Origin of the sequence: Siminovitchia sp. FSL W7-1587 (assembly GCF_037963795.1) — a bacterium.
Taxonomy (GTDB): domain Bacteria; phylum Bacillota; class Bacilli; order Bacillales; family Bacillaceae_C; genus Siminovitchia; species Siminovitchia thermophila.
Map to the genome: position 1 here is coordinate 4373083 of NZ_CP150169.1, position 24910 is coordinate 4397992.

Here is a 24910-nt window from a genome sequence, read left to right on the forward strand (position 1 = left end):
GCAGCCAATGGAACTGTTGTTTCTCGGTACAGGTGCGGGAGTGCCGGCGAAATTGCGAAATGTTTCATCGCTGGCTTTATTGTTGTTGGAAGAGAGAAATGCAATCTGGCTGTTTGACTGCGGGGAAGCGACCCAGCATCAAATTTTACATACTTCATTGAAACCAAGAAAAATAGAGAAAATATTCATTACCCACCTTCACGGGGATCATATTTTTGGATTGCCGGGCTTGCTTGGCAGTCGTTCCTTTCAAGGTGGTACCACCGCTTTAACTGTGTACGGGCCCAAGGGTATCAAAGCATATTTAGAGGCTGCTCTCCAACTGAGCGGAACCCATTTAAAGTACCCTCTTATTATTGTGGAAATGGAAGAAGGAATCCTTTTCTCCGATGACCAATTTACAGTGGAGACGCTTTTGTTGGATCACAATATAGCAAGTTACGGATTTAGAATTACTGAAAAAGACAAAAAGGGAACGCTTGATGCCGAGCGCCTCAAGGCAGAAGGAGTCCCTCCAGGACCTCTTTACAAGAAGTTAAAAGACGGAGAGACGGTAACGCTTGAAGACGGCAGAATAATCGCTGGAGGCGACTACGTGGGACCGCCGCAAAAAGGCCGCGTCATCGCCATATTGGGCGATACACGGCCATGTAACAATGCGGTTATTCTTGCGCAACATGCCGATTTGCTTGTACATGAAGCGACCTTTTCTGCGGACAGTGCCCAAATGGCCGGGGACTATTTCCACTCGACAACCGCTCAGGCGGCGGAGATCGCCCGAAGAGCAAAAGCCGAAGCACTCTGCCTGACTCATATTAGCTCACGCTATTCAAGGGAAGATTGGCAAGAGCTTGAAAAAGAGGCCCAATCCGTATTTCCGAATACGAAATTGGCTTCTGATTTTTTTAAAGTGAAAGTTGATACCCAAAAGACCACGCGGTGACAATTTTACCATCCGCGCTCATATGGGGTGGGTGGTGAAAGATCATAACCCAGTTCACGAGCGGCCGTCCGGGGCCAATATGGATCGCGCAGCAGGACGCGTCCTAAAAAAACGAGATCGGCTCTACCGTTTTGCAATATTTCCTCTGCCTGAATCCCGGCCGTGATCAAACCGACGGCCCCGGTTAAAATGTCCGCTTCCTTCTTAATTTGTTCGGCGAACGCAACTTGATATCCCGGGAACGGTTTTATTTTGGCCGGGACGACTGCGCCGGAACTGCAATCAATCAGATCAACGCCTTCGTCTTTCATCCATCTGGCCATTGTGACATAATCTGAAACTTGAAGCCCATCCGGATGATAATCCGATGCGGAAATTCGGACGAAGAGCGGTCCGTCCCAAACTGATTTCACCGTTGCCATGACTTCACTTAAAAAGCGATAGCGGTTTGCAAAGGAGCCGCCATATTGATCCTGCCGTTTGTTTGTCAAAGGGGAAAGGAATTCATTTAATAAATAACCGTGTGCGCTGTGTATTTCAATGACATCAAATCCTGCTTCTTTTGCGCGTTCTGCCGCTTTTCCAAATGCGGAAATGATCGAATGAATATCTTCGCCATCCATTTCTTTGGGCGTTTTCATCCCTTCTTTGTAAGCAATGGCGGAAGGTGCGAGAATTTCCCCTTCCAGCATGGCTTTCCTGCCGGCATGTGCAAGTTGAATGCCGATGCTTGCGCCTTGTGCCTTTACCATTTCGACGAGTTTCTTCAATCCATCGATATGACTATCTTCCCAAATCCCCAGATCTCGGGGGCTGATCCTTCCTTCCGGAGAAACAGCAGTAGCTTCCACCATAATCAATCCGGCTTGCCCTACGGCCCGGCTTGTATAATGGACAAGGTGCCAGTCTTCGACTTTTCCATCCTCATGATGGCATGAATACATGCACATCGGTGACATGACAATCCGGTTTTTCAATGTGATGTTTTTTATCTCAAGCGGTTCAAACAATTTTATCGTCATTCAGGTAAACCCCTTTCATCACTTATCATCAGCCACTTTTCATTATAGCAAACGATGATGAAAGAGCTTAAACAATCTGTTTGGATTCATGCATGCCGCCTAATTTTTTCGATTGCTCCATTGCAGCTTTCACGCATTTCATAAAAGCCGTCTGTACATTTTCTTTTTGCAACACTTCGATCCCCGCCTCTGTAGTCCCGCCCGGGCTTGTGACATCCCGTCTAAGTTCCGCTGCTTCTTTTCCGGAGGTAAGGAGCATTTCCGCCGCACCGACGAGTGTTTGCAGGATCATTTTTTTCGCTGTGTCCGCATCAAGCCCGATTTCCGCAGCCGATCTCTCCATTGCCTCCACAACATAGTAAATATAGGCAGGGCCGCTTCCGGAAAGGGCGGTGATAGCATCCAGCTTATTTTCTTCTATGACCGTTGTCACACCGATGGAAGAAAAAACAGTTGTTGCAAGCTGTTTTTGATGTTTGGATACAGAGCCATTAAACGCAATGGCCGTCGCCGACTTTCCAACACTGGCGGAAGTGTTTGGCATTGCCCGCGCAATTGGCTGTTGCACATTCAGGCGATTTTCCATATAGGAAAGTGAGATGCCAGCCATGACAGAGACGAACAATGTGTCCTCTTTTAGATACGGCTTGATTTTTTTCAGGGCGGCTGCAGCATCTTTCGGTTTTACCGCAAAAATGACTATATCGGTATCTTCCATTAACTCTTCCATCTGATATGTCGGTTGAATTCCGTACTTTTTTTTCAAATCAGCCAATTTGGTTTGGTCTTCCCGGTTTGTGACTAAAATGTTTTTTCGTTCAGCTATATTTTTTTCAATAAGACCGGCAATGATCGCTTCCGCCATGGAGCCGGCACCGATAAATGAAATGTTCATTTGTTATCCCTCCACACATTGAGTAAACAAAAAACCCCTTCATCCGTAAAAGGACGAAAGGGTTGACTTCCGCGGTACCACCTTTAATTAGTTGCATAAAGCAACTATCTCAAACCCTGTAACGCAGGGGGACGGTCAGTTTTGCTGACAGCTCGCTGGGCAGGTTCAACAAGAAAGCGGATGATGGAGTCTTTCAGCCGGTGGACTCCAATCTCTTGCATCATTTGCTTGCTTACTAATCCCGGTCATCGCCATTTTATATATGATTATGCTGTACAGCTCCGGCCGTTGTCAAGTGATCTTTCGAAAAATGTTCAAATCACATGACTTTACATGAAAAAATCGCTACACTATACTTGTTTATTTATAGTTGTATCCCATTTATCAAAAAATAAAGTCGAGGGATTTGTGATGAAACACGGAGAAATTATAAAGTTCGTACTGCCGACGCCCTTTGCCGTTGGGGATGTCAATCTTTATCTTGTAAAGGAAGATGCTCTGACCCTGATCGATGGAGGGGTGAAAACGGAAAAAGCTTGGGATGCTTTTTTATTTCAGTTGAATGAAATAGGCGTTAGACCTGGGGACATTGACCAAGTTGTATTAACACATCATCATCCTGACCATGTTGGATTGCTGGAGTGGCTTCCAAAGGATATTCCAGTTTATGGCCATCGCTATGTTCGTCCTTGGATTGAGAAAGATCAAGACTTTTTTTCTGTCCATGATGATTTTTATAAGCGGTTATTTGTGGAATTTGCCGTCGAAGGGGATTTTGATCATTTATTGGCTATGATGAAGTCTGCCCTGCGTTTTTCATGTGAGAGACCTCTTACATATGAGATTGAAGAAGGAGATGTTATCCCCGGATTTGAAAACTGGGTTGTGCTGGAAGCACCTGGCCATGCGCAAAGCCATCTTGTTTTTTATCGGGAGAAAGACGGTACCCTTTTGGCAGGAGATCATGTGTTGGCAACAATTTCTTCCAATCCGCTTTTGGAGCCGCCGCTCGTTTCTACCGCCAACAGACCGAAGCCGCAACTGCAATATAACGATTCGCTTCGAAAACTATTAGCGTTTGACATTCGAATCGCCTATACGGGTCACGGACCGGAAGTGAGAAAGTTACATGAGCTGATTGAACGGCGCCTGCTTAGACAACATGAACGGGCGCTACAAGTGGCGGGGCTACTCGAGAAAAAACCAATGACCACATTTCAGTTGACGAAAATGCTTTTTCCCGAAGTGTACGAAAAAGAGCTTGGTCTGACTTTATCAGAGACGACGGCACAGCTTGATTATTTATTATCGATTGATGCAATCAACAAACATGTTGATGAGCATGGCGTCGCTTATTTTTCGGCGCATTGAGGAACTTAAAAAGGGGGCAGATGATGAATGAGCGGCTAAAAGGCAAAACAGTCGTCATCACCGGTGCATCTGGCGGTCTTGGTGAAAAAATAGCCCATCTATGTGCGGCAAGTGGTGCTCGCCCCGTGCTGCTTGCCCGCAATCAAGAAAAACTTGCCCAGGTTGCCCGGCAAATTGGTGATGGTCAACATGTCGATTGCTTGCCCATTGTGTGTGATCTTTCCCGGCAGGAAGAAATTCCATCTGTGTTTCAAGAGATTTTGCAAGAAACCGGGGGGATCGATATACTTGTCAACAATGCCGGCTATGGCGTTTTTGCCGAGGCTGGGGAAGTGTCGCTGGCTGATCTGCAAGGGATGTTTTCCGTCAACGTCGTTGGCCTGATTGCCTGCACAAAAGAAGTGATCCCAGTAATGAAGGAGAGAAGGTCCGGACATATTATCAATATAGCTTCCCAGGCAGGAAAACTGGCAACTCCGAAATCAAGTGTTTATTCGGCAACAAAGCATGCAGTGCTTGGCTATACAAACAGCTTGCGGATGGAGCTTGCTGATTTTGACGTCTTCGTTACTGCTGTCAACCCGGGGCCGATGGCCACCAACTTTTTTGACATTGCCGATCCGGGCGGCTCCTATGTGGAAAATGTGGGGCGCTTTATTCTTTCAACAGATAAAGTGGCACAAAAAATTGTTGCCGCCATGATGACGAGGAGAAGGGAAATTAATTTGCCCGGCTGGATGAACGCCGGAAGCATTGCTTATACTTTGTTTCCGGGTCTTGTTGAACGTCTCGGAAAGAAAGCTTTTTTTAAAAAATAAACTCATGCAATAAGGGCTATTCTTATTCTAAAAATGAAAGGCCTTGGGAAGCGGCCATAGAGCGTAAATGAAAGGTTCCCGAGACGGTTGACGGGCCATTTCAGTCGGGCCGCAACCGTTTCCTATATGGATGACTCATTCAACATTTTTGTATCTCGTCAATTGGTAATTTTCACATTCATTGACTGATCTTGGGAAAATAGTCTCCCGTCTGATTTCCCTTAATGCTTCGTGTGGCGGCCTGCGGATCGGCCAAATATTTCTCTTCACCGTAATTCCGTCGATAAGAGCGCCAGAGTTTTAAAATGGCTTTTTGAAGTAGCTCATACTCTTCCTGTTTGAAAAAATTTTCGAATTAAATTTCATTAAAAAAAGGTTGCACTTCTAAAAATATTCATATATAATTCCGTTATAAGGTAAGCGCTTTACTAAAAACTATAGTAAATTAGCATGATGGTGAAAATCTTCGATATACATTATCGGGTTCATTTGATCATCATCTATCTAAATATTTTTATAATGCGAAAAAAATTCCTAAGATCTTATCATATGCATAATACTTTGGAATCAGATGGTGAGAAATGTGAAGGTAACAATTTATGATGTTGCAAAGGAGGCTAATGTATCCATTGCAACCGTTTCAAAAGTACTAAACAATTCCGGAAGAATAAGTGAAAAAACGAGAAAAAAAGTAAAACAGATTATGAAAGAGCTAAATTATCAACCCAATATGTTGGCTTCAGCATTGATGGGAAAACAGACAAAAACAATCGGCTTACTGATTCCAGACCTGGCGAATCCATTTTTCTCTGAATTAGCCAGGAGTATTGAAGATCGGGGCAATGAACTGGATTATCATTTGGTAATTTGTAATACCGACTATAACAATGCGAAGGAAAACAGATATCTTTCATTATTGAAGCAAAAAAGAGTGGATGGCTTTATATTGGCGTCCGGTTTTGAAAAGCTTGATAAAGTTCAGGAGTTAATAAGCGAAGAGATACCGGTAGTCATTGTTGCTCGTGACTTCCCGATGTTTTCCGTCAATGCCGTTGCTTTAGATGATTTTACGGGAGGATATTTGGCGGCAAAACATTTAGTAGATTTGGGCCACAAAAATATCGGGGTGATCGCCAGGGATCTTTGGAGCAATCGGGAAAGATTGCGGGGCTTTCATCATGTTTTAGCAGAGAATCACTTAACACTAAATCCGAACTTCCAATTTGTAAATGAAGTAGATCATATTAAGGCAGGGAGGAACATGGCCGCCAAATACATTCATAGTGACAATAGGCCAACAGCCATCTTTGCTTGTAACGATTTACTGGCAGCCGGAGTGATTCAAATGGCCAAAGAGCTGGGGTTGGATATACCGCAAGATTTATCTGTAGTCGGTTTTGACAATACTTCAATTGTAAGTATCATAGAGCCGCCTTTGACAACAATTGCCCAGCCAATTCAAAACATGGGAAAAGAAGTAATGGATTTAATGGTTTCAATCATTAATGAGGAAAAGGACGCCAAAAGCCGGGTAACACTTTTACCTTCATTAGTCTTACGTAAATCAACCAAAAAAATAACATAAAGATTTTTTTTAAAAATAAATGAATAAAGCGCTTAACCTATCTGTTATGTGGAGGGCGAAAGGAATGAAAAGCAACGGTATCATTGTTCAATCAGGCGGACCAACAGCAGTCATTAATAATTCGGTGATTGGAATTATTGATGAAATGAAGTATTCCGGCTTTCAAGGGGAAATTTATGGTTCAGTCGGAGGAATCTTGGGTTTAATAAACGAGTCATTCATTGAACTGGGCAACTTATCTGTACGCGACCGCATCCGGCTTCGCTGGACTCCCGGGGCTGCATTAGGGACTTGCCGATATAAATTAACTTTTGACGAAGTGGAAGTCATCATTAAAAACTTAAAAAAGCACAGTATCCATTTTCTTTTTTATATTGGTGGAAACGGCTCCATGCAAGTAGCGAAAATGATTCATGATACAGCCGCTATAATGAAGTATGACTTGGCTGTTATCGGAATTCCAAAATCAATTGATAATGACTTACTGGGAACAGATCATAGTCCGGGTTATGGAAGTGCCGCAAAGTTTTTAGCCACTTCTATACTAGATATGAAGATGGACGTTGCAAGTTATCCGGAAACAAATCAACTTACCATCATAGAAACGATGGGCAGACATACGGGATGGTTGGCAGCAGCGTGTTCATTAACGGTCTCAGATAGAGAAGACAGCCAAACACTCATTTATATACCTGAAGTCCCTTTTTGTTTAACGAGTTGTATCGAAAAAGTTGTTAACGCCCATGAAAATAAAAGAAATACCTTTTTAATTACAGCTGAAGGACTTAAAAATAGTGCGGGGCAGTATATAAACCATGATGAATTGGAGTATGACACATTAAATCGGCCCAAGTTAGGCGGGGTATCTACTTATTTAAAGGAGATCATAGAAGCGAAAACAGGAATACGAACAAGGGCAATCGAAACAAGCATTTTGCAAAGAAGCAGTATTTTATTAGCGTCCAAGACGGATGTAGATGAAGCATATGAAATAGGTAGAGAATCATGGAAATACGCACTGAAAGGCTATTCAGGGGTCATGATAGCCATGGAACGGGCAAATCATCAAGATACCGACTATAAAATGATGTACCGTCCAAAACTATTGAAAGAAGTTGCGGGTAAGGAGAAATATTTTCCAGTTGAATGGTATGACAAGAAAAATAATATCATGACCGATGAATTTATTCGATATGTGGAACCACTAATACAAGGAGAAATGATGATTCCAATCGAAAACGGGCTGCCAGTTTATAAACAGGTCATTTAACATTTTTGGTTAAGCGCTATCCTAAATTTTTGAATGCGCTGTAACAAATAGATAATGCTTTTTCATAAACAATGAATTGTAAAGCTTTTCATTAAACAGCAGAAGAGGGATTTATATGCTAGCGGTGATGAAAACCAAACAAGGCTTTGGAAATGTGACTTGCACGAACATAGATGAACCGACTTGTTCAGCAGGCTCTGTAAAAGTAAAGGTTGCCTATTTAGGAATTTGCGGCACAGATTTACATGTTTTTCATGACACTTTTAAAAATAATCCTCCTGTCATATTAGGGCATGAATTCTCGGGAGTGGTTTCGCAAATCGGCGAAGGTGTAAGCTCTATCAGTGTCGGAGATCGTGTTGCTGTTCTTGGTTCCACTGCTGTCACCTGCGGCACATGCCATTATTGCAAAACAGGAAATTATATGTTCTGTAATGATCGCCGGGGAATGGGGCATGGTGTACATGGCAGTTTTACAAAATATGTTGTGGTAAGAGAAGACATGGTTTATAAGATTCCTGAAAATATCAGTTTGGAAGAGGCGGCTTTGTCAGAACCTTTAGCTTGTGCAGTACAAGCCATTGAAGAATTGACAAATATTCAATTGGGGGACACAGTCTTGCTTTCCGGTCCTGGCCCCATCGGGTTACTATGTCTGTCTTTGTTAGTGGAAAAAGGTTGTAAAGTGATTGTTGCCGGCACTTCCGCAGATGAATTTAGGTTACATCTAGCAAAAAAATTGGGTGCAGACATCGTTGTTAATGTAAATCATGAAGATGTAGAGTGTATGATCGCCAAAGAAACGAAGGGTTGTGGAGTGGATGTGGTAGTAGAGTGTGCAGGCGCGGTTTCCTCCATCAATAGTTGCCTTAAAAATGTAAAAAAATTGGGTAAATTTATACAAGTTGGTATTGTTGGTCATGACATAACGTTGGATTACGATACGGTTCTGTATAAACAAATTCAATTATTCGGTTCACTGGCTCATAGTATGAAAACTTGGGATAGAGTCATGCAAATTCTGGAACAGAAAAAAGTAAATTTGGCACCCATTATTACACATAAAATGTCATTATCCGAATGGGAAAAAGCCTTTGAATTATGTGAGAAAAAGAGTTGTGGAAAAGTGTTGTTGCATTATGAGTGAGAAAACATTGTAAATTTGAGGGTTGATTTCATGACAAAAACAAATCGTAAAGAAAATGAAACGAAGGAATATATCCTTCCAAAATATATGAATGCTGCCTTTTTAACGAAACAATCAACGGTGGAGATTTTTCAACAGGAGTTGCCGAAAATAGGAGATAGGGATGTTCTTGTAAAAGTCCAAGCGGTCGGTATTTGTGGTTCTGATATTCACTACTTTGCCCATGGTCATATTGGGGAGCGGGTTGTTCAATATCCGCATATTCAAGGACATGAATGCTCAGGACTTGTCGTTGCAGTTGGTGCAAATGTAACCCGTTTCAAGGTTGGGGATAGAGTAGCGATTGAACCGGGTGTTTCTTGTATGTCGTGTGAGTGGTGTAAAGAGGGAAGATATAATTTATGCCCAAGTGTACAATTTTTATCGACACCGCCTGTAAAGGGCGCATTTGTACAATATTTGAGTCATCGGGAAGATTTTCTATACCACATTCCTGATACGATGTCTTTTGAAGTGGCAACATTGGCGGAACCGTTATCAGTAGGCATTCATGCGATGAATAGAGGAAATGTAAAACCAAATTCCACTTTGCTCATCACCGGAATGGGTCCTGTCGGTTTGATGGCCATCGTTGCTGCCAAAGCCTATGGAGCCGGCAACATAATTGTTACTGATATGGAACCGCTGCGCCTTGATGCCGCCAAAAAACTGGGGGCTACTGAAGCAATTGATATTAGCAGCTCAGATGTGTCCCAGGAGGTAAACAGGTTAACAGAAGGGGCAGGCGTTGATATAGTCATTGAAACATCTGGAAATGAAAAAGCAATCGAATCAGCCATTGCCTTAACAAAACGAGGTGGAACTGTCGTGGCTATTGGTTTTCCGGCAAAAAACCAAATTCCACTGCATATAACGCAAATGCTTCAGAATGAAATCAACTTCATTTCAGTTTACCGTTATATCAATACATATCCAACCGCCATTGAAATCCTGAATCAGATGGGCAGGGATGTGGAGCATGTGATAACGGATACATTTCCAATGGATGACATTCAAGAAGCAATGAATAAAGCATATCAAAACAAAAAGGACAGCTTAAAAATAATGGTATATCCAAATCCATGAATACACACAAGGGGGAAAAATCATGAAATTTTCAAAAATCATATTATTTGGTCTCATCTTACTGTTAACGATTTCAGGTTGTGGCAACTCAGCGGGGAAGAGTGCAAAAGGAAAATCGGATAAAGTGGTATTAAGCCTAAGTATTCCGGAGCCAGAGGGAGCAAAATTTGACGTAGCCGCCAAAGCTTTTAAAGAAAAATTAGAAGAGCTAACTGATGGTGAAATGACCGTTACCATCCATTATAACAATGAACTCGGCGGGGAAAGAGAAGTATTTGAATTAATGGGAATGAACTCACTTGATATGTCTATTCAATCGTCTGGTCCAATGGGAAACTGGGTGAAGGAATTTAACATGTTTGACCTGCCATTTTTATTTGAGAACAGGGAGCATGTATATGCAACATTGGAAGGGGAAGTTGGTAAAGAATTGTCTCAAAAATTCGAAGAGGAAGCAAACGTGAAAATACTTGGGTGGGTTGAGAATGGCTTTGTAGCCACTTCGTCAAACAGCGCCATTAATAGTGTAGAAGATGTAAATGGATTAAAAATCCGTGTGCAAGAAAATGAATTGCAAATCGATACATGGAATGCATATGGAGCAGATGCGACACCTATGGCTTGGACAGAAGTATTTACCGGATTACAACAGCGTGTTATCGACGGACATTCCAATTCGCTCGCCACTATTCAAACATCTAAAATTTTTGAAGTACAAAGCCATGTCGCGCTTCTCGAAGACAGATTCTCTCCAGCCCCTATTTCGATAAGCAAAGCAAAATTTGACAGTCTTACAAAGGAACAGCAGGATGCAATTGTACAAGCTGCCGAACATACTGAGCCTATTGGCAGGAAAGCCAACGAAGACAAAATCAAGGAAGCCAGAGAGTTTTTAGAAGAAAATGGAATACAATTTACAGAACCAGATAAAGAACAATTTAAGAAAAAGACAGAATCCGTCTATAAAAAATGGGCACCTCAAATTGGGGAGGAGATCATTAAAAAGGTTCAAAACTTGGACTATTAAATTGGCATATATGGATGGAAAAGATCGAAACGGTCTTTTCCTCCATGTTTGAGGAGATGGTAATGTGAATACTTTCGCCAAAAAATATATAACACTTAGTTCTTATATAAACAAAGTATTTGGATATTTACTGGCGTTCATATTGGCTACAATGACCGCATTAATATTTTGGCAAGTGGTTGCACGATATGTGCTTGGCAGTTCATTATCGTGGTCAGAAGAGTTAGCGCGCTTTTTAATGATATTTCTGGTGTTTATCGGCGCCGGGCTGGCGCTTAGACAAGGAAAACTAATTGCGGTTGAAGTGATTTTGGAAAGATTAAATGACAAGGTTAGCTCCATTATAAAAATGTTGGTTCACCTCATTTCATCTGTTTTTTATGGAATATTGATCTATTTTGGATTTGAACTTGCGCAAGCCTTTGGCAATCAAATTGCACCAGGTATTAAAATATCAATGTTTTACGTTTATCTAAGCATTCCTTTGGGGGCGATTTTATTATTAGTAAATTCTATCGCTTGTGTGCTTGAAGAGTTCGTTGGAAAGGAGTAAACCATGTTTGCTATCGTTTTTATCATCATCTTGTTAGTTTTGTTATTTATTGGTGTACCAGTAGCCTTTTCATTAGGTTTAACTACAAGTATAGGCATATTTCTTCAAGGTACATTACCATTAAATGTTGTTCCTCAGAGAATATTTGTAGCACTGAACTCCTTTCCATTAATGGCGATTCCGTTTTTTATTTTGGCGGGAAATCTGATGGGGATAGCAGGCATATCCAAAAGATTAGTCCATTTTGCAGGTGCTTTAGTAGGTCACCTCACTGGTGGGCTGGCGATGGTAGCAATTGTTACTTCAATGTTTTTCGCGGCCATTTCGGGATCTGGAGCGGCTACCACGGCTGCCATAGGATCGATCCTCATACCGGCAATGGTGGCAAGAGGTTATAAGATTGAATATGCTGCGGCCAACCAAGCTGTTGCCGGAGCACTCGGGATCATTATTCCTCCAAGCATTGCCATGATTTTGTATGGGGTAGCTGCAGAAGTATCCATTGGGGATTTATTCCTTGCCGGAATACTGCCAGGAATACTTATTACACTTTCACTTCTAGTGAGTGCTTTTATCATTTCAAAAAGAAATGGCATTCGCGGGGAAGAAAGAAAAAGCATTAAAGAGGTTTTCATCGCTTTTAAAAGCGCCATTTTAGCTTTATTAATGCCCATTATCGTCTTAGGTGGAATATATAGCGGCGTTTTTACACCTACGGAGGCTTCGGTAGTGGCGGTTGTATACTCCCTTATCGTCGGCATGTTTATTTATAGAGAAATTAATTTGATCAAGTTAATAGAAGCGCTGAAAAGTTCGGCCATTAGCAGTTCCATTATTATGATCATTATAGGTGTTGCGGGCTTGTTTGCTTATTATTTAGGCATGACCGGCGCCCCCGGAGAAGTATTTGATTTGATAAACGGGTTTATTGACAATAAATATGTGTTTTTAATTATCGTTAACATTATCCTGCTTTTAATAGGAATGTTTATGGATGGTGGCGCGGCCATTTTAATATTAGTCCCGCTTCTTTTAGGAACGGCGGTTGAATTTGGCATAGATCCTGTCCATTTTGGAGTGATCATGGTATGTAATCTTGCCATTGGGCTGGTTACTCCACCGGTTGGAATAGATTTATTTGTAGCCCAGCAGCTTACAAATGTTTCGATTGTACGAATTGGCCGGGCGGCGTTACCATTAATATTGATACTTGTGATCGATGTATTGGTAATATCCTTTTTCCCGCCCCTTTCAACATTTATACCAAATTTAATAGAATGATAAGCTCGGTATACTATCGCTCACAAGAAATTCAGTTACATGTGTTGCCTGGGAGGAATGAAGTTGATTAATTCCTCCCGCCTATTAGGTAAAGCGCTTAACCTAATTTTAAATAGATGAAAAGGAGAGTTTTCAAATGACTTTATCAACGAAAGAATTAATGAATCAGGCAAAACTTGCCAGACGCCATCTTCTTGAAACTGTTCATTACGCCGGAGCGGGGCATGTAGGAGGACCTTTATCCGCTATAGATGTATTAACTTATTTATATTTCAACGAAATGAAAATTGACCCATCCAATCCGAGAGATGAAGACCGGGACAGATTTGTTCTTTCCAAAGGACATTCAGCGATTGGTTTATATACTGTCATGGCATTGAGAGGATACATGCCCCTAGAAGAATTAAAAACGTTCGATTCATTGAATTCCAGATTGCAGGCCCATCCGGACATGAATGCTCTCCCTGGGTTGGATATGTCCACTGGTTCTTTGGGGCAAGGAATTTCGGGGGCAGTTGGAATTGCGCTGGGAGCAAAATTACAACATAAAGATTTCCGGACTTACTGCATGGTTGGAGATGGTGAATCACAAGAAGGGCAGGTATGGGAAGCGGCAGATGTCGCCTCTAAATATGGATTGGATAATTTAGTCGCGATTCTTGACTATAATAAACTGCAACAATTTGGCTGGAACGGAGAGGATGGCGCGCGGCAAGTTCCTGTCCATGAACCGGGCAATCGTTGGGAAGCTTTTGGTTGGCATGTAATTAACATTGATGGTCATGACTTTGAGGAGATTGCTTCCGCTTTTAATAAAGCAAAAGAAATAAAAGGCAAGCCCACCATCATTATTGCTCATACAGTGAAAGGAAAAGGGGTAAGTTTTATGGAAAATGCCTATCTTTGGCATTCAAGGGTTCCCACAGATGAAGAGTTGGAAACTGCGATACAAGAATTGAGTGTGGAGGGATAAAAATGGCAAGTTTATTGTCTGATAGAAAAGAAACAATGAGAGATATTTTTGGGGCAACAATATTAAAATTGTCCAAAGAAGATGAAAGAGTGTATGTTGTAGACGGCGATTTAGCAAATTCTACGAAGATAGACGGGGTAGCTTTACAAAACCCTGAAAAATTTCTACAAATGGGCATTGCAGAACAAAACATGTTAAGCGTATGTTCAGGTCTGGCTGCAACGGGCTTACAGCCTTGGGCGGTTACATTTGCTGCCTTTCTTTCGAAGCGGGCCATTGATCAAATCCAAGTGCAAATTGCTCAACCGAATTTAGATGTTAAAATGATTGGTGCTTATAGCGGTTTGTTAACGGGACTCACAGGGAAAACACATCAGTCTTTGGAGGATATCGCCATTTTCCGTTCGCTTGCAAATATGACCGTACTTGCGCCAGCAGACTGTGTAGAAGTGAAGAAGATGATGGAATTTGCCCATCAATATAATGGTCCTGTTTATATTCGTTTAGCTCGTGATCCGTACCCGATCATTTTTAATGATGATTACGAGTTTCAAGTGGGAAAAGCCGTTTCTTTAAAAGAAGGAAGCGATTTGACCATTATTTCAACCGGCACCCAAACAAGTCGTGCCATAAAAGCGGCGGAGTCATTACAAGCTGAAGGTTTGTCCATTGCTGTTTTACATATGCCAACGATTAAACCGTTAGATAAAGAGGCGATTGTAAAAGCGGCTGAGAAAACCGGTGTGATTGTTACGGCGGAGGAACATAGTATTTACGGCGGGCTTGGCAGCGCAGTTGCTGAAGTCCTCGTGGAAGAAAAGCCTGTTCCTATGTTGCGTGTGGGAGTGAATGATCGTAATTCTGAATCAGCGCCTAATCAAGAATTATTGGAAAAATATGGGATTTCAGAGAGTCATATTGCGGAAACGGTAAAAAGAGCATTAAAAAAAGCCCGTCAATAGCAGTTAAAAAAGACGAAGGCTAAAAAAGGATTGTACTTGCGGAAAATCATAGGTTCGTAAGTACAATCTTTTACTATAGGGTATTTCATTTTGTGAATCCATTCAATTTATGGGCTTGTAAAGCAAAGGAATGGCAAAGTCGCTCCATTCTAAGGAGTTGCCCATCCCATTCCCACGCTTTTGGCTGCCAAGTTTCAGTTTTAAAAAAATCAAAACGGTTCTGGTTCTACCCCTGATCTTGGCGAAAAAGTAAAACACCAGAGGCAGGAGACCAGGTTGATGCACGATTAAAATAGACACTTATATAAAGGAGTGCTTGTATGCCATTAGTATCGATGAAAGCCATGCTTCATACGGCGAAAGCCGGTCATTACGCAGTTGGTCAATTTAATGTAAATAATTTGGAATATGCCCAAGCGATTTTACAGGCTGCCGAAGAAGAAAATTCACCAGTCATTCTCGGTGTTTCTGAAGGTGCGGCCAGATATATGGGCGGATTTAAAGTAGTAGTATCTATGGTAAAAGCTTTGATGGAAGAATATCGGACAACAGTGCCTGTCGCGATTCATTTAGATCACGGCTCAAATTTTGAAAAATGCGCCGAAGCCATCCACGCGGGATTTACTTCCGTTATGATTGACGGTTCTCATTTGCCGCTTGAGGAAAATATCGCCCTAACAAAAAAAGTGGTGGAGCTTGCCCATATACACGGTGTTTCGGTCGAAGCGGAACTGGGCCGCATTGGCGGGCAAGAAGATGATGTCCTTGTTGATGATGCCGAAGCCATGTACGCGATTCCGTCTGAATGCGAAAAGTTGGTAAAAGAGACGAAGGTGGACTGTTTTGCGCCCGCACTTGGATCTGTTCACGGGCCATACAAAGGAGAGCCGAACCTTGGCTTTAAGCGTATGGAAGAAGTAATGAACCTGACCGGCGTTCCGCTCGTTTTGCATGGTGGAACAGGCATTCCTTTGAAAGATATTCAAAAGGCGATATCGTTGGGAACAGCCAAAATCAATGTGAATACAGAAAACCAAATCATGCAGACGAAGAAAATACGTGACATATTAGAAAAGGACAAAGAGGTGTATGACCCGCGCAAATATATGGGCCCGGGACGGGAAGCCATAAAAGAAACAGTCATCGGAAAAATGCGTGACTTCGGGTCGTCGCAAACGGAGGCTGTCTAAAAATGCTCCTACCGAACATTTCATAAAGCGGCTTGTCAATCCTGAACCCGGTATTGTGCCGGGCTCAGGCTTAACTCGACAAGGGATGGGTGATCGCCTCACCACTGCTTCCCGATTCTGATCCAGCTTTTTCAGCTTCAACATTTGGTCTCAAATATTCGGCACCATCTTTCCTGCCATTCTCTTAAGTAAGAACGATATTTCTGCTTTTCCCGCCTATTGGGAAGCAACTGCGTATGCTGCATTAAATCGGGCATATCAGCCCGATTGTCCAGTTCATTTCCAGGATGTTATTCCAGCAAGTTTTTAACTTTTTGGTTCATGTGAACAAATGAAACCTCACTCTTATCCTTGATTCCATAGCCCATCTCGATACGGATGAGTCGTTACAGATAGACGCATTAATTTTTTTGACTTCCACCTTTATCTGGGCGTCTTTTTCAAATTCTATCTATTTTAGGAACATCTTTATTCGCTTTAACGCGTTTTTCATATGGGGATAGCGAAAAGGGATATCAAATAAATTCGTCTGCTTCAAGACACTTTTTTGATGGGAAAAAGCGTCGAAGCTGTTTTTTCCATGGTATGATCCAATCCCGCTTGTTCCGACTCCGCCAAAAGGCAGATGGGGATTGGCAAAGTGATAAATCGTATCATTGATGCAGCCGCCCCCGAAAGAAACGGAGTTCACTATTTCTTTTTTCGTTTCGGAACCTTTAGAAAACAGATACAGCGCAAGCGGATTCGGGTGCTGATGAATTCCTTCTATCACCTCGTTCAACTCCCCATATTCCAAAACAGGGAGGATGGGACCAAAAATTTCCTCTTTCATGATCGGATCTTCCCACGTAATGTTTGTCAGAATAGTCGGCTCCACGGACAGCTTTTCCCGATTTGCCTTTCCGCCTGTAAAAACACTTCCCTGATCAAGGAAGGAAACAAGACGGTTGAAATGCTTTTCGTTCACAATCCGTGTGATCATTTGCCCACTGTACATTTCATCAATAGCTTCTTTTAAAAGCCCTAAAAACTTGTCTTTGATTCGCTGATGGACGTATACATAATCAGGTGCGATACAGGTCTGTCCAGCATTCGTAAATTTCCCCCAAGCAATCCGTTTGGCAGCCAGTTTCAAATTGGCATCTTCATGAACAATACAAGGACTTTTTCCACCTAATTCCAGTGTTACCGGGGTAAGATGCCTGGCAGCAGCTTTCATGACCACTTTTCCAACAGACACACTTCCAGTGAAAAAAATCTTGTCAAACTTTTCCCGGAGCAGAGCTTCACTTGTTTCCACGCCGCCTTGCACTACCGCGATATATTTTCTTGGAAAAACGTCTTGGATCATTTTGGCAAAAACGGCTGATGTTCGCGGAGTCAGCTCCGATGGTTTGATAACAGCGCAGTTACCTGCCGCAATTGCTCCAATTAAAGGTGCGGCTGCAAGCAAGAACGGATAATTCCACGGAGAAATGATCAGCGCCGTCCCGTATGGTTCAGGATAAATATAGCTTGTGGAACCAATATGGGTGATGGGGGTTTTCACTTTAGTCGGTTTTGTCCAAGAGCGGAGTTGGCGCATCGTGAAACGGAGTTCTTTTAAGATCATCCCGATCTCTGTCGTATATGCTTCGAACTCGGATTTATTCAAGTCTGCTTTAAGTGCGGCCATAAGTTCCTTTTCGTACAGCTTGACGGCATTTCTGAATGTTTGAAGTGACTGGAGACGAAAAGGTATATCTTTTGTTTGCCCTGTACGGAAAAAATCCCGTTGACTGCTGATAAGCGCAAGAAATGAATCCATATGGCACTCTCCTTATATATTCTGGAGTAATTTGCTTTTTTTAAAATGATACGAAAAAACATGCTTCAAATTATATGCTTGATACCAATGATATAATATACGACTTGTTTTGCAAACAATAGTTTGGTTTTGGTTATCCGTAGCGGGCCCTTCCGAAGGAGTTTGCGGCATCCGCCCCCCGCACATGCAGGAATAAACTTTTGGAGCACTGGCCTCTGCTTTGCTGGAACTACACTGCTAAACAACGCCTTTTCGCTTCCTGGCAATAGATTCCATTGAAGAAGCGGGTCTATTGGTCTACAATGATGCGTATAATAGAACAAACGTTCCGTTTTGGAGGGTGAAGCATGGAAATCGACTATCGGATGCTGCCGCATCACAACATCTTGTGCATCGACATGAAGAGCTTTTATGCAAGCTGCGCCGCGGTTATGCATGGTCTTGACCCTCTTGAATGTTATTTGGCAGTTGTCGGGAATTTGCAACAGCCCGGAAGTGTGGTATTAGCGGCTTCCCCCCGCTTGAAAAAAGATTATGGCATTCAAACGGGCTCTCGTTTATTTGAAATTCCAACAGATAAAAATATCCGGCGAGTTGAGGCAAAAATGGCGCTTTATTTGCGAGTCTCTATGGAAATTACCCGTTTGTTGAACCGGTATGTCCCAAAAGAAGCGATTCATGTATATAGTGTGGATGAAAGTTTCCTCAAATTGGATGGAACGATGCAGTTATGGGGGGATGCCTGGACAGTCGCTCAAAAAATTCGGGATGAAATATTTCGGGAATTTCAGCTTACATGTTCAATCGGCATAGGGCCTAATATGCTTTTGTCCAAGCTTTGTCTTGATTTGGAAGCGAAAAAAACCGGTATCGCAAAATGGACATATGAAGATGTGCCGAAAAAATTGTGGACAGTGTCTCCTCTCAGAAAAATATGGGGGATTGGGAGAAGGATGGAGAGAACGTTGAACAACATGGGGATTTTTAACGTGGGCCAGCTTGCGGCTTATAATCCGGCCTTGCTTGAGAAAAAATTCGGGATCATGGGGACGCAGCTTTATTATCATGCATGGGGTGTTGATTTGTCCGAGCTTGGCGCTCCAATGATGGCGGGGCAAATCAGCTTTGGAAAAAGTCAAATACTGTTGCGTGATTATAAGAAAAAGCATGAGATTGCCGCGGTTATACTGGAAATGTGTGAAGAGGTGGCCCGGCGCGCCCGCGAGCACGGAAAGGCGGGGAGGACAATCAGCCTCGGGATCGGTTATAGTGAAAAAGAGTTCGGAGGAGGGTTTCTTCGTTCGAAATCGGTGGAGGACCCAACGAACGTCACAATGACTGTGTATAAGGTATGTCTTGACTTGTTTGAAGCCCATTATAATGGAAAGTCGGTCCGACAGATTTCTATCGCGCTTTCCAATATGACGGATCATGGCACATATCAGCTTAACTTGTTTGAACCGAATCAAATACGAAAGAGGGAGCTGGGATATGTGATGGATCATATTCGCCGCCGGCACGGGACTGCTTCGCTTCTTCGCGCAGTTTCTTACACAGAAGCAGGGACAACACGAATAAGAGCGGGTCTTGTTGGAGGGCACAAAGCATGACAATGGTGATGGAAATGGGGGCAGGAAAATGATTCGGGACCGGGGAAATATAAAGTGGAACTCTCTTATGCTTCCGGAGCATGTCAAAATGCTCCGAGAATGGGCAAAAGAAGATACGTGGGATGCAAAAAGGCAATTGGATGAACAGAAGCTGGAGCAACTGAATCTAGCGGCGGAAGAAGCGATGGAGTTTGCCAAAGAGGTCAACATTACCTATTTTTCACATCGCCAATCTAAACAGATTGCCGGGAAAATTCATTATTTTGATTCTGTAAAAAAAGAATTTCGGATCGTGGACCGATCTGGTCATGTACAGCGGATTTTATTGAAGCAAATCGAACATATAGAATTGATCGGATAAAGACTGTAATGTTTTCGTCTTGTGGTCGTCTAATATAAAGAGGGGAGGGGGAAGCGTGAAAGAGGATTGCATAGAACAGTGGTTTGAAATGTATGAAAGGGATATTACAAGCTTTTTGATTTATTTGACAGGCTCCCGTGACGTGGAAGATTATGTCCAGGAGACATTTCTGATTGCCATGAAAAAAATGTCAAGATTTAAAGGAGAATCCCATCCAAAAACATGGCTCATTTCCATTGCCAGGAATATGGTCATTGACAAATATCGAAGAAACCAGGTTTGGAATAGAATTAAACAGTATGTAACCAATGAGCCGCATTCCTCGAATGGATCGGAAGAGCTCGTTATCAAAAATCAGGAGCATGAGCAACTTTACAAGTCGATACGGCAGCTTTCGCCGTTTTATAAAGAGGTCGTCATTTTACGGGGCATTTTGGAATTGTCTTCAAAGGAGACAAGCGACATTTTAAAATGCAGCGGAAATAAAGTGAACGTGACATATCACCGGGCATTGAAAAAGCTGAGAGATATTTTAGAAAAGGAGGGATTTTACTTTGAGAGAACAGCAGATTGAAGAGAAACTAAAGAACCTTCCTAAATATTCATTATCAACGGAACAAAGACGGGATATTTTACAAAAGTTGCGGAATCGGGAGCAGGTCCGGAAGCCGAAATTCAGACCGGGATTATCCATTGTTTTCGCGTCTGCCGTCATCATCGTCCTCGCTTTGGCACAATTTCAGTTGAATGGCCAACAACGGGACACGGTGACAAATAAGATCGAGGAAAGCCGGGAAATGACAATGGACAAGGCTGAGCAGGAGATTGGAATAGAGGTAGCGGAAGGAAAGCCCTTTCGATTTTCTGATGCATCTCAAGAGGCAATCGGCATTGAAGGAAGAGTCGGTATTTTGCAGTCGTTTGACCATTTTGTCGCAAAAGATGAAAGAAGAGTTGCCAAATTAATGCTGTATTTCTGGGACGATCAGGCTGATCTTCCGGGGAAAAAGTATGAAGTGACAGCGACAAACGGTCAACAGGAAATCATGTTGGCAAGGGGGGAACTCGTAGATGGCTTGTACGGAGAAGACGGTCACGCTTTAACCAGGTTTGAGCCATTCCCGACGAAGGGAACATGGAAACTGTCTTTTTTTATCGACGAAAAGCTGTTTGCAGAGTTCACTTTGGAAGTGCTGCCCCCATTTCCGGCAACGGAGCATTTTACACTTGTTGACTCTCCAAAAGAGCTGGCAATAGGCAAGAAAAACAATATAGTGATGGAGGGAACGGGAGAGAAGCAAGAAAAAGTGAGCGTACAGTTGTTGGATGATACTGGAACATTAGCAGATGAATCCCTGTTTGTTAACACGGGAAAGGGGATAGATGCTGTAACAAACAAGCCGATTTATTTGTATGAAGGAAACTTGGCGTTTCCCAAAAAAGGGACTTGGGTATTAAAAATCAACGGAGATAGCACACAGCCTTTTACAAATTGATACGGGCAGCTAAACGAGAAGCGAATATTCCCATACGTGCTTCTCGCTTTTTTGCTGTTATTTCAGCCATTTTTTCAGCCCGTACGCGGAACTCGAATGTCCTTACTGTGTTTCGTCACGATTCATCACATCGGCATAAAGAAAGTACTTGTATCGCTTCGAAACGTTTTTACCCACATCAATCAGTTCGAAATTTTCCGGGAACCCGGTACGGTTCATGAGCTATCACTTTGATTTGCGCTCGCTTTTTCCATCTCATAAACCGTCATCTAAAATGTCATAATATCTTATAGGGAACACATTAGAAGAATAACGAGCTACAAACTTATGAAAGGGCGGCATCGAATGATAACGGTTACAATTACTCAAAAAGCAGCAGAAAAAATCAAAGACAAACTCGGAGACAGGGACTTGGCATTAAAATTACTGTATGAAGCAGATGGCTGCACGATGAGCGGCATTCCCGCGCTCACATTTGAAAAATTGCGGGAAATGGTCCAAGATGAATTGGTTGTTGAGACGAATGAAATGCCGCTCGTGATTGAGAAGTCAAAACTTATTTATTTAGACTCAAACATGGAAATCGATTTTTCGGATGAAAGCCATACGTTCCAGCTGACAAGCCCAAATGAAATATTGAATGGCAGAATGAGCCTGTTAGATTAATCTCATCCCTGTTTGGAGAGACGGTAATAACCCGTGTCGATCTGTCTGGAAATCACTGGTGCAACCGTATCGACCGCATCCACGAGTTTATCAAGATCAATGGACGTTTCAATGCCCATTCGACCTAGCATATACACGACATCTTCCGTAGCCACATTGCCGGTTGCACCCGGTGCAAATGGACAGCCGCCAAGGCCTCCGGCTGATGAATCAAAACGGTTTACTCCGGCTTCAAGCGCTGCGTATGTATTGGCCAGCGCCATTTTTCTTGTATCATGAAAGTGGGCTGCAAGCAAAACATCCGGCAACGCCTCTTTTAATCGAGAAAAGAGAGAATAGGACTCGTGTGGCGCAGCCATGCCAATTGTATCGGCTACACTCAGTTCATCAACTCCGGCTGCAACGAATTCCCGGCAAAGTGCAAGTGTGTCGTCTTCTTGAATCTTTCCTTCATACGGGCAATAAAAAGATGTGGAAATACATGCTCTGACAAAGAAGTTTTTTGCTTTTAGCTCCTCTATGAGCGGTTGTAATTCTGCCATACTTTCTCTTGTGGACTTGTTAATATTTTTCTTATTAAACGTATTGCTGACGCCGACAAAAACGGCGACTGATTTGCAAGATGTTTTTAGCACCCGCTCAATCCCTTTCCGATTGGGTGCAAGCACAATTCCGCGAACTCCTTCGGGAGCGGACTGGACAATTTCCCCGGCATCTTTCATTTGCGGCACCCATTTTGCAGAAACGAAGGAAGTAAGCTCCATTTCTTTGATCCCGGCCGCGGCCAGCTTTTGAATAAATGCTTTTTTGATCTCTGTATCAACAAACTGCGGTTCATTTTGCAGACCGTCACGAGGGCCTACTTCAATAATCACAACCTCTTTTGGAAAGTTCAATGATAACATCTCCTTTTAATATAAAAGCCGGACAATACTGATGATGTCCGGCGGTGTTGTTTGTTAAAAATTACTGTAGGCTGAGTAATTTTTGCTTTAATTCATTTTCCATTGTCAATAGTTCCTGCTCAGCTTGTGCCCGTTTTGACCGGCCTTCCTGCTGGATTTTGATCGTTTCTTCAAGCGTGGAAATTAAGCTTGCCTGTGTTTTCTTTAATGTTTCGATATCCACTAGGCCACGTTCATTTTCACGGGCGGTTTCAATCGTATTGGACTTCAGCATCTCTGCATTTTTTAATAACAGGTCGTTCGTCGTTTTCGAAACTTGTTTTTGAGCTTCCACTGCCTGGCGTTGGCGAATGAGCGACAACGCAATCGCAATCTGGTTTTTCCAAAGCGGGATGGCTGTCATGATGGAAGTCTGGATTTTTTCGGCAAGTGCCTGGTTTGTATTTTGAATCATGCGGATTTGCGGGGCGCTTTGAATCGTGATCTGCCTGCTTAGCTTGAGATCGTACAGTCTTTTTTCAAGACGGTCCGCAAATTGCATCATGTCGTTCACATCCTGAAAGGCCATTTGGTCTCCGGATGCCTCCGCCTTTTTCTTTAGTGCGGGAATCGTTTCCTTCCGAATTTCTTCAAGTTTCAGTTCGCCGGCGGCAATGAAGATGTTCAGCGCATGAAAATATTCTTTGTTTTTTTCATATAACTGTTCAAGCATTTTCAAATCATCGAGCAGTACCTCTTTCGATTGGTTGAGTTTAATCGAAATACGGTCTATTTGAGCCCCGGTTTTTTGATATTTTGACATAACCTCCTGAATCGAGTTGGAAATCTTGCCAAACATTTTCGAGAAAAAATTTTTCTTCTCAGGCGTCAACTCTTCCGGATTGACCGACTTTAATTTGCCCATCAGCTCATTCAAGATATCGCCGATGGGACCAATATCTTTATTTTGGACATGCTCTAGCATGGAGCTTGAAAAGTTTAACAACTGGGATTGTGCCTGTGTTCCGTAGGAAATGATCGCCTGGTGGTTGGCAGGATCAATCTGTTTGGCCAGATCAACGGCTCTTTTTTTGCTGTCTTCCGGAAGGGCTTCTATCAGCTTTGCAGGTTTCGCTGTTTCTTGTTCGGAAGCCTGGGGCTGTAAGGCAAGCTCTTGCTCGCCAAACGGGTTGGCGAGCAAGTCATCAAGCCCGTTTGTAAATTCATCTTTTAAGACTTTTTCTTTATTTACTTCACTCATTCTTAGTGCTCCTTTCATCATCGAGAGGGTGGTATTCGAGTTTTTTTAACGAATGGCGTGCTACATCCAGTTCAAACTGCAGATCATCCACATCCGAAGAAAGAACTTGGTAAATATCCTTTTTGATTGATTCGCTTAAATCTTCGAGGGTGCTTTGTGTTTCTTTTAAAGAAAGATATATTTGTTCATTTTTTACAGGCTGTGCAGCAAGCTGGGCGTAACGCTCAGATAGTTCCACAACAGAGTCAAGATGGTAAAAAAAGAATCTTTCCGATTGATAAAATCTGCGAGGATCTTTATGGACAATGGTATACATCCGTTTTACAAGCTTGCTCAATTCATACAGTTGTTTAAAGGCGCCCAAAGTTCTGACACTGAAAAACGCTTTTTGCAAACGGCCAACCTTCTTTTTCGCCTCATGCAGATTTTTTTGTATATATGCGTATTCTTTTCTCGTTAATCGGTTTTTCTTTAAAAAGCGATAGTCGGAAATCCATTTTATACTGAAAAATGTCAAGGCGCCAGCCAAGAGAGAAATGCCGGCGGACGGAAGAAAGGCAAAATCAAAGCCAAGAAATAAAATAAGCCAGATGAGAAAAGCTTCTCCGGCTGATAACATTCCTAGGAGAAAAGAATAAAAAGCTCTCAATTGTATCGACTCCT

The 24910-nt window shown here is 42.5% G+C and carries 24 protein-coding genes; 18 read left to right on the plus strand and 6 right to left on the minus strand.

Annotated features, from left to right (window positions below; all coding sequences use genetic code 11):
• Positions 1 to 7: 7 nt before the first annotated feature.
• Positions 8 to 943, plus strand: a complete 936-nt coding sequence (rnz, locus tag NST31_RS20550) for a ribonuclease Z (protein ID WP_339162962.1) — start codon at positions 8 to 10, stop codon at positions 941 to 943.
• A gap of 5 nt (positions 944 to 948) precedes the next feature.
• Here the strand turns inward: rnz and namA are convergent, their stop codons facing one another.
• Both namA and proC read right to left on the minus strand, forming a co-directional pair.
• Positions 949 to 1965, minus strand: coding sequence for an NADPH dehydrogenase NamA (gene namA / locus NST31_RS20555; RefSeq protein ID WP_339162965.1), 1017 nt, complete (start codon positions 1963 to 1965; stop codon positions 949 to 951).
• A 67-nt stretch (positions 1966 to 2032) separates the two neighbouring features.
• Complete coding sequence (gene proC, locus NST31_RS20560) at positions 2033 to 2860, minus strand: pyrroline-5-carboxylate reductase (protein WP_339162967.1); 828 nt, start codon at positions 2858 to 2860, stop codon at positions 2033 to 2035.
• 411 nt (positions 2861 to 3271) lie between these two features.
• Between proC and NST31_RS20565 the strand changes: the two genes are divergently transcribed.
• From NST31_RS20565 to fba, 12 genes are all read left to right on the plus strand, one after another.
• Positions 3272 to 4231, plus strand: a complete 960-nt coding sequence (locus tag NST31_RS20565; RefSeq protein ID WP_339162969.1) for an MBL fold metallo-hydrolase — start codon at positions 3272 to 3274, stop codon at positions 4229 to 4231.
• Positions 4232 to 4251: 20 nt separating this feature from the next.
• Positions 4252 to 5049, plus strand: a complete 798-nt coding sequence (locus tag NST31_RS20570) for an SDR family oxidoreductase (RefSeq protein WP_339162972.1) — start codon at positions 4252 to 4254, stop codon at positions 5047 to 5049.
• A gap of 583 nt (positions 5050 to 5632) precedes the next feature.
• Complete coding sequence (locus NST31_RS20575) at positions 5633 to 6634, plus strand: LacI family DNA-binding transcriptional regulator (RefSeq protein ID WP_205178633.1); 1002 nt, start codon at positions 5633 to 5635, stop codon at positions 6632 to 6634.
• Positions 6635 to 6698: 64 nt separating this feature from the next.
• On the plus strand, positions 6699 to 7904 hold the full coding sequence (locus NST31_RS20580) for a diphosphate--fructose-6-phosphate 1-phosphotransferase (RefSeq protein WP_205178631.1): 1206 nt from the start codon (positions 6699 to 6701) through the stop codon (positions 7902 to 7904).
• A gap of 115 nt (positions 7905 to 8019) precedes the next feature.
• Positions 8020 to 9051: an alcohol dehydrogenase catalytic domain-containing protein gene (locus tag NST31_RS20585; protein ID WP_339162977.1), complete on the plus strand. Its 1032-nt coding sequence runs from the start codon at positions 8020 to 8022 to the stop codon at positions 9049 to 9051.
• A 30-nt stretch (positions 9052 to 9081) separates the two neighbouring features.
• A complete protein-coding gene (locus NST31_RS20590; RefSeq protein WP_205178629.1) occupies positions 9082 to 10176 on the plus strand; it encodes an NAD(P)-dependent alcohol dehydrogenase in 1095 nt (364 codons plus the stop codon).
• A gap of 22 nt (positions 10177 to 10198) precedes the next feature.
• Positions 10199 to 11203: a TRAP transporter substrate-binding protein gene (locus NST31_RS20595; RefSeq protein WP_339162979.1), complete on the plus strand. Its 1005-nt coding sequence runs from the start codon at positions 10199 to 10201 to the stop codon at positions 11201 to 11203.
• Between the two features lie 64 nt (positions 11204 to 11267).
• Complete coding sequence (locus tag NST31_RS20600; RefSeq protein ID WP_077113237.1) at positions 11268 to 11756, plus strand: TRAP transporter small permease; 489 nt, start codon at positions 11268 to 11270, stop codon at positions 11754 to 11756.
• Between the two features lie 3 nt (positions 11757 to 11759).
• Positions 11760 to 13037 carry a TRAP transporter large permease gene (locus NST31_RS20605; RefSeq protein ID WP_339162981.1) on the plus strand — a complete coding sequence of 426 codons (1278 nt, stop codon included), beginning with the start codon at positions 11760 to 11762 and terminating at the stop codon, positions 13035 to 13037.
• Between the two features lie 136 nt (positions 13038 to 13173).
• A complete protein-coding gene (locus NST31_RS20610) occupies positions 13174 to 14010 on the plus strand; it encodes a transketolase (RefSeq protein WP_077113239.1) in 837 nt (278 codons plus the stop codon).
• 2 nt (positions 14011 to 14012) lie between these two features.
• The gene (locus NST31_RS20615; protein ID WP_339162983.1) at positions 14013 to 14972 is read left to right on the plus strand and encodes a transketolase family protein; all 960 of its coding nucleotides are present in this window, start codon (positions 14013 to 14015) and stop codon (positions 14970 to 14972) included.
• Positions 14973 to 15292: 320 nt separating this feature from the next.
• Positions 15293 to 16162 carry a class II fructose-1,6-bisphosphate aldolase gene (fba, locus tag NST31_RS20620; protein ID WP_339162986.1) on the plus strand — a complete coding sequence of 290 codons (870 nt, stop codon included), beginning with the start codon at positions 15293 to 15295 and terminating at the stop codon, positions 16160 to 16162.
• 451 nt (positions 16163 to 16613) lie between these two features.
• Here the strand turns inward: fba and NST31_RS20625 are convergent, their stop codons facing one another.
• Positions 16614 to 17969, minus strand: a complete 1356-nt coding sequence (locus tag NST31_RS20625; RefSeq protein ID WP_077113242.1) for an aldehyde dehydrogenase — start codon at positions 17967 to 17969, stop codon at positions 16614 to 16616.
• A gap of 347 nt (positions 17970 to 18316) precedes the next feature.
• On the opposite strand from NST31_RS20625, the gene NST31_RS20630 reads away from it, so the two are divergent.
• From NST31_RS20630 to NST31_RS20650, 5 genes are all read left to right on the plus strand, one after another.
• Positions 18317 to 19579, plus strand: coding sequence for a UV damage repair protein UvrX (locus NST31_RS20630; protein WP_077113244.1), 1263 nt, complete (start codon positions 18317 to 18319; stop codon positions 19577 to 19579).
• A gap of 28 nt (positions 19580 to 19607) precedes the next feature.
• Positions 19608 to 19940 (plus strand): YolD-like family protein, encoded by a 333-nt coding sequence (locus NST31_RS20635; RefSeq protein WP_339162990.1) that lies wholly within the window; start codon positions 19608 to 19610, stop codon positions 19938 to 19940.
• 55 nt (positions 19941 to 19995) lie between these two features.
• Entirely contained in the window at positions 19996 to 20514 is a 519-nt protein-coding gene (locus NST31_RS20640) for an RNA polymerase sigma factor (RefSeq protein WP_077113245.1), read from the plus strand.
• A complete protein-coding gene (locus tag NST31_RS20645; RefSeq protein ID WP_339162991.1) occupies positions 20495 to 21436 on the plus strand; it encodes a hypothetical protein in 942 nt (313 codons plus the stop codon). The genes NST31_RS20640 and NST31_RS20645 overlap by 20 nt, the downstream gene beginning before the upstream one ends.
• 345 nt (positions 21437 to 21781) lie before the next feature.
• Positions 21782 to 22102 carry an iron-sulfur cluster biosynthesis family protein gene (locus tag NST31_RS20650; RefSeq protein WP_339162993.1) on the plus strand — a complete coding sequence of 107 codons (321 nt, stop codon included), beginning with the start codon at positions 21782 to 21784 and terminating at the stop codon, positions 22100 to 22102.
• A gap of 2 nt (positions 22103 to 22104) precedes the next feature.
• Here NST31_RS20650 and NST31_RS20655 read toward each other — a convergent pair whose 3' ends face one another.
• The 3 genes from NST31_RS20655 to NST31_RS20665 form a co-directional block, all read right to left on the minus strand.
• Positions 22105 to 23007, minus strand: a complete 903-nt coding sequence (locus NST31_RS20655) for a hydroxymethylglutaryl-CoA lyase (RefSeq protein WP_339162995.1) — start codon at positions 23005 to 23007, stop codon at positions 22105 to 22107.
• A 61-nt stretch (positions 23008 to 23068) separates the two neighbouring features.
• Complete coding sequence (locus NST31_RS20660; RefSeq protein ID WP_077113248.1) at positions 23069 to 24247, minus strand: toxic anion resistance protein; 1179 nt, start codon at positions 24245 to 24247, stop codon at positions 23069 to 23071.
• Positions 24240 to 24896, minus strand: coding sequence for a 5-bromo-4-chloroindolyl phosphate hydrolysis family protein (locus NST31_RS20665; protein ID WP_083717668.1), 657 nt, complete (start codon positions 24894 to 24896; stop codon positions 24240 to 24242). The genes NST31_RS20660 and NST31_RS20665 overlap by 8 nt, the downstream gene beginning before the upstream one ends.
• Positions 24897 to 24910 lie beyond the last annotated feature (14 nt).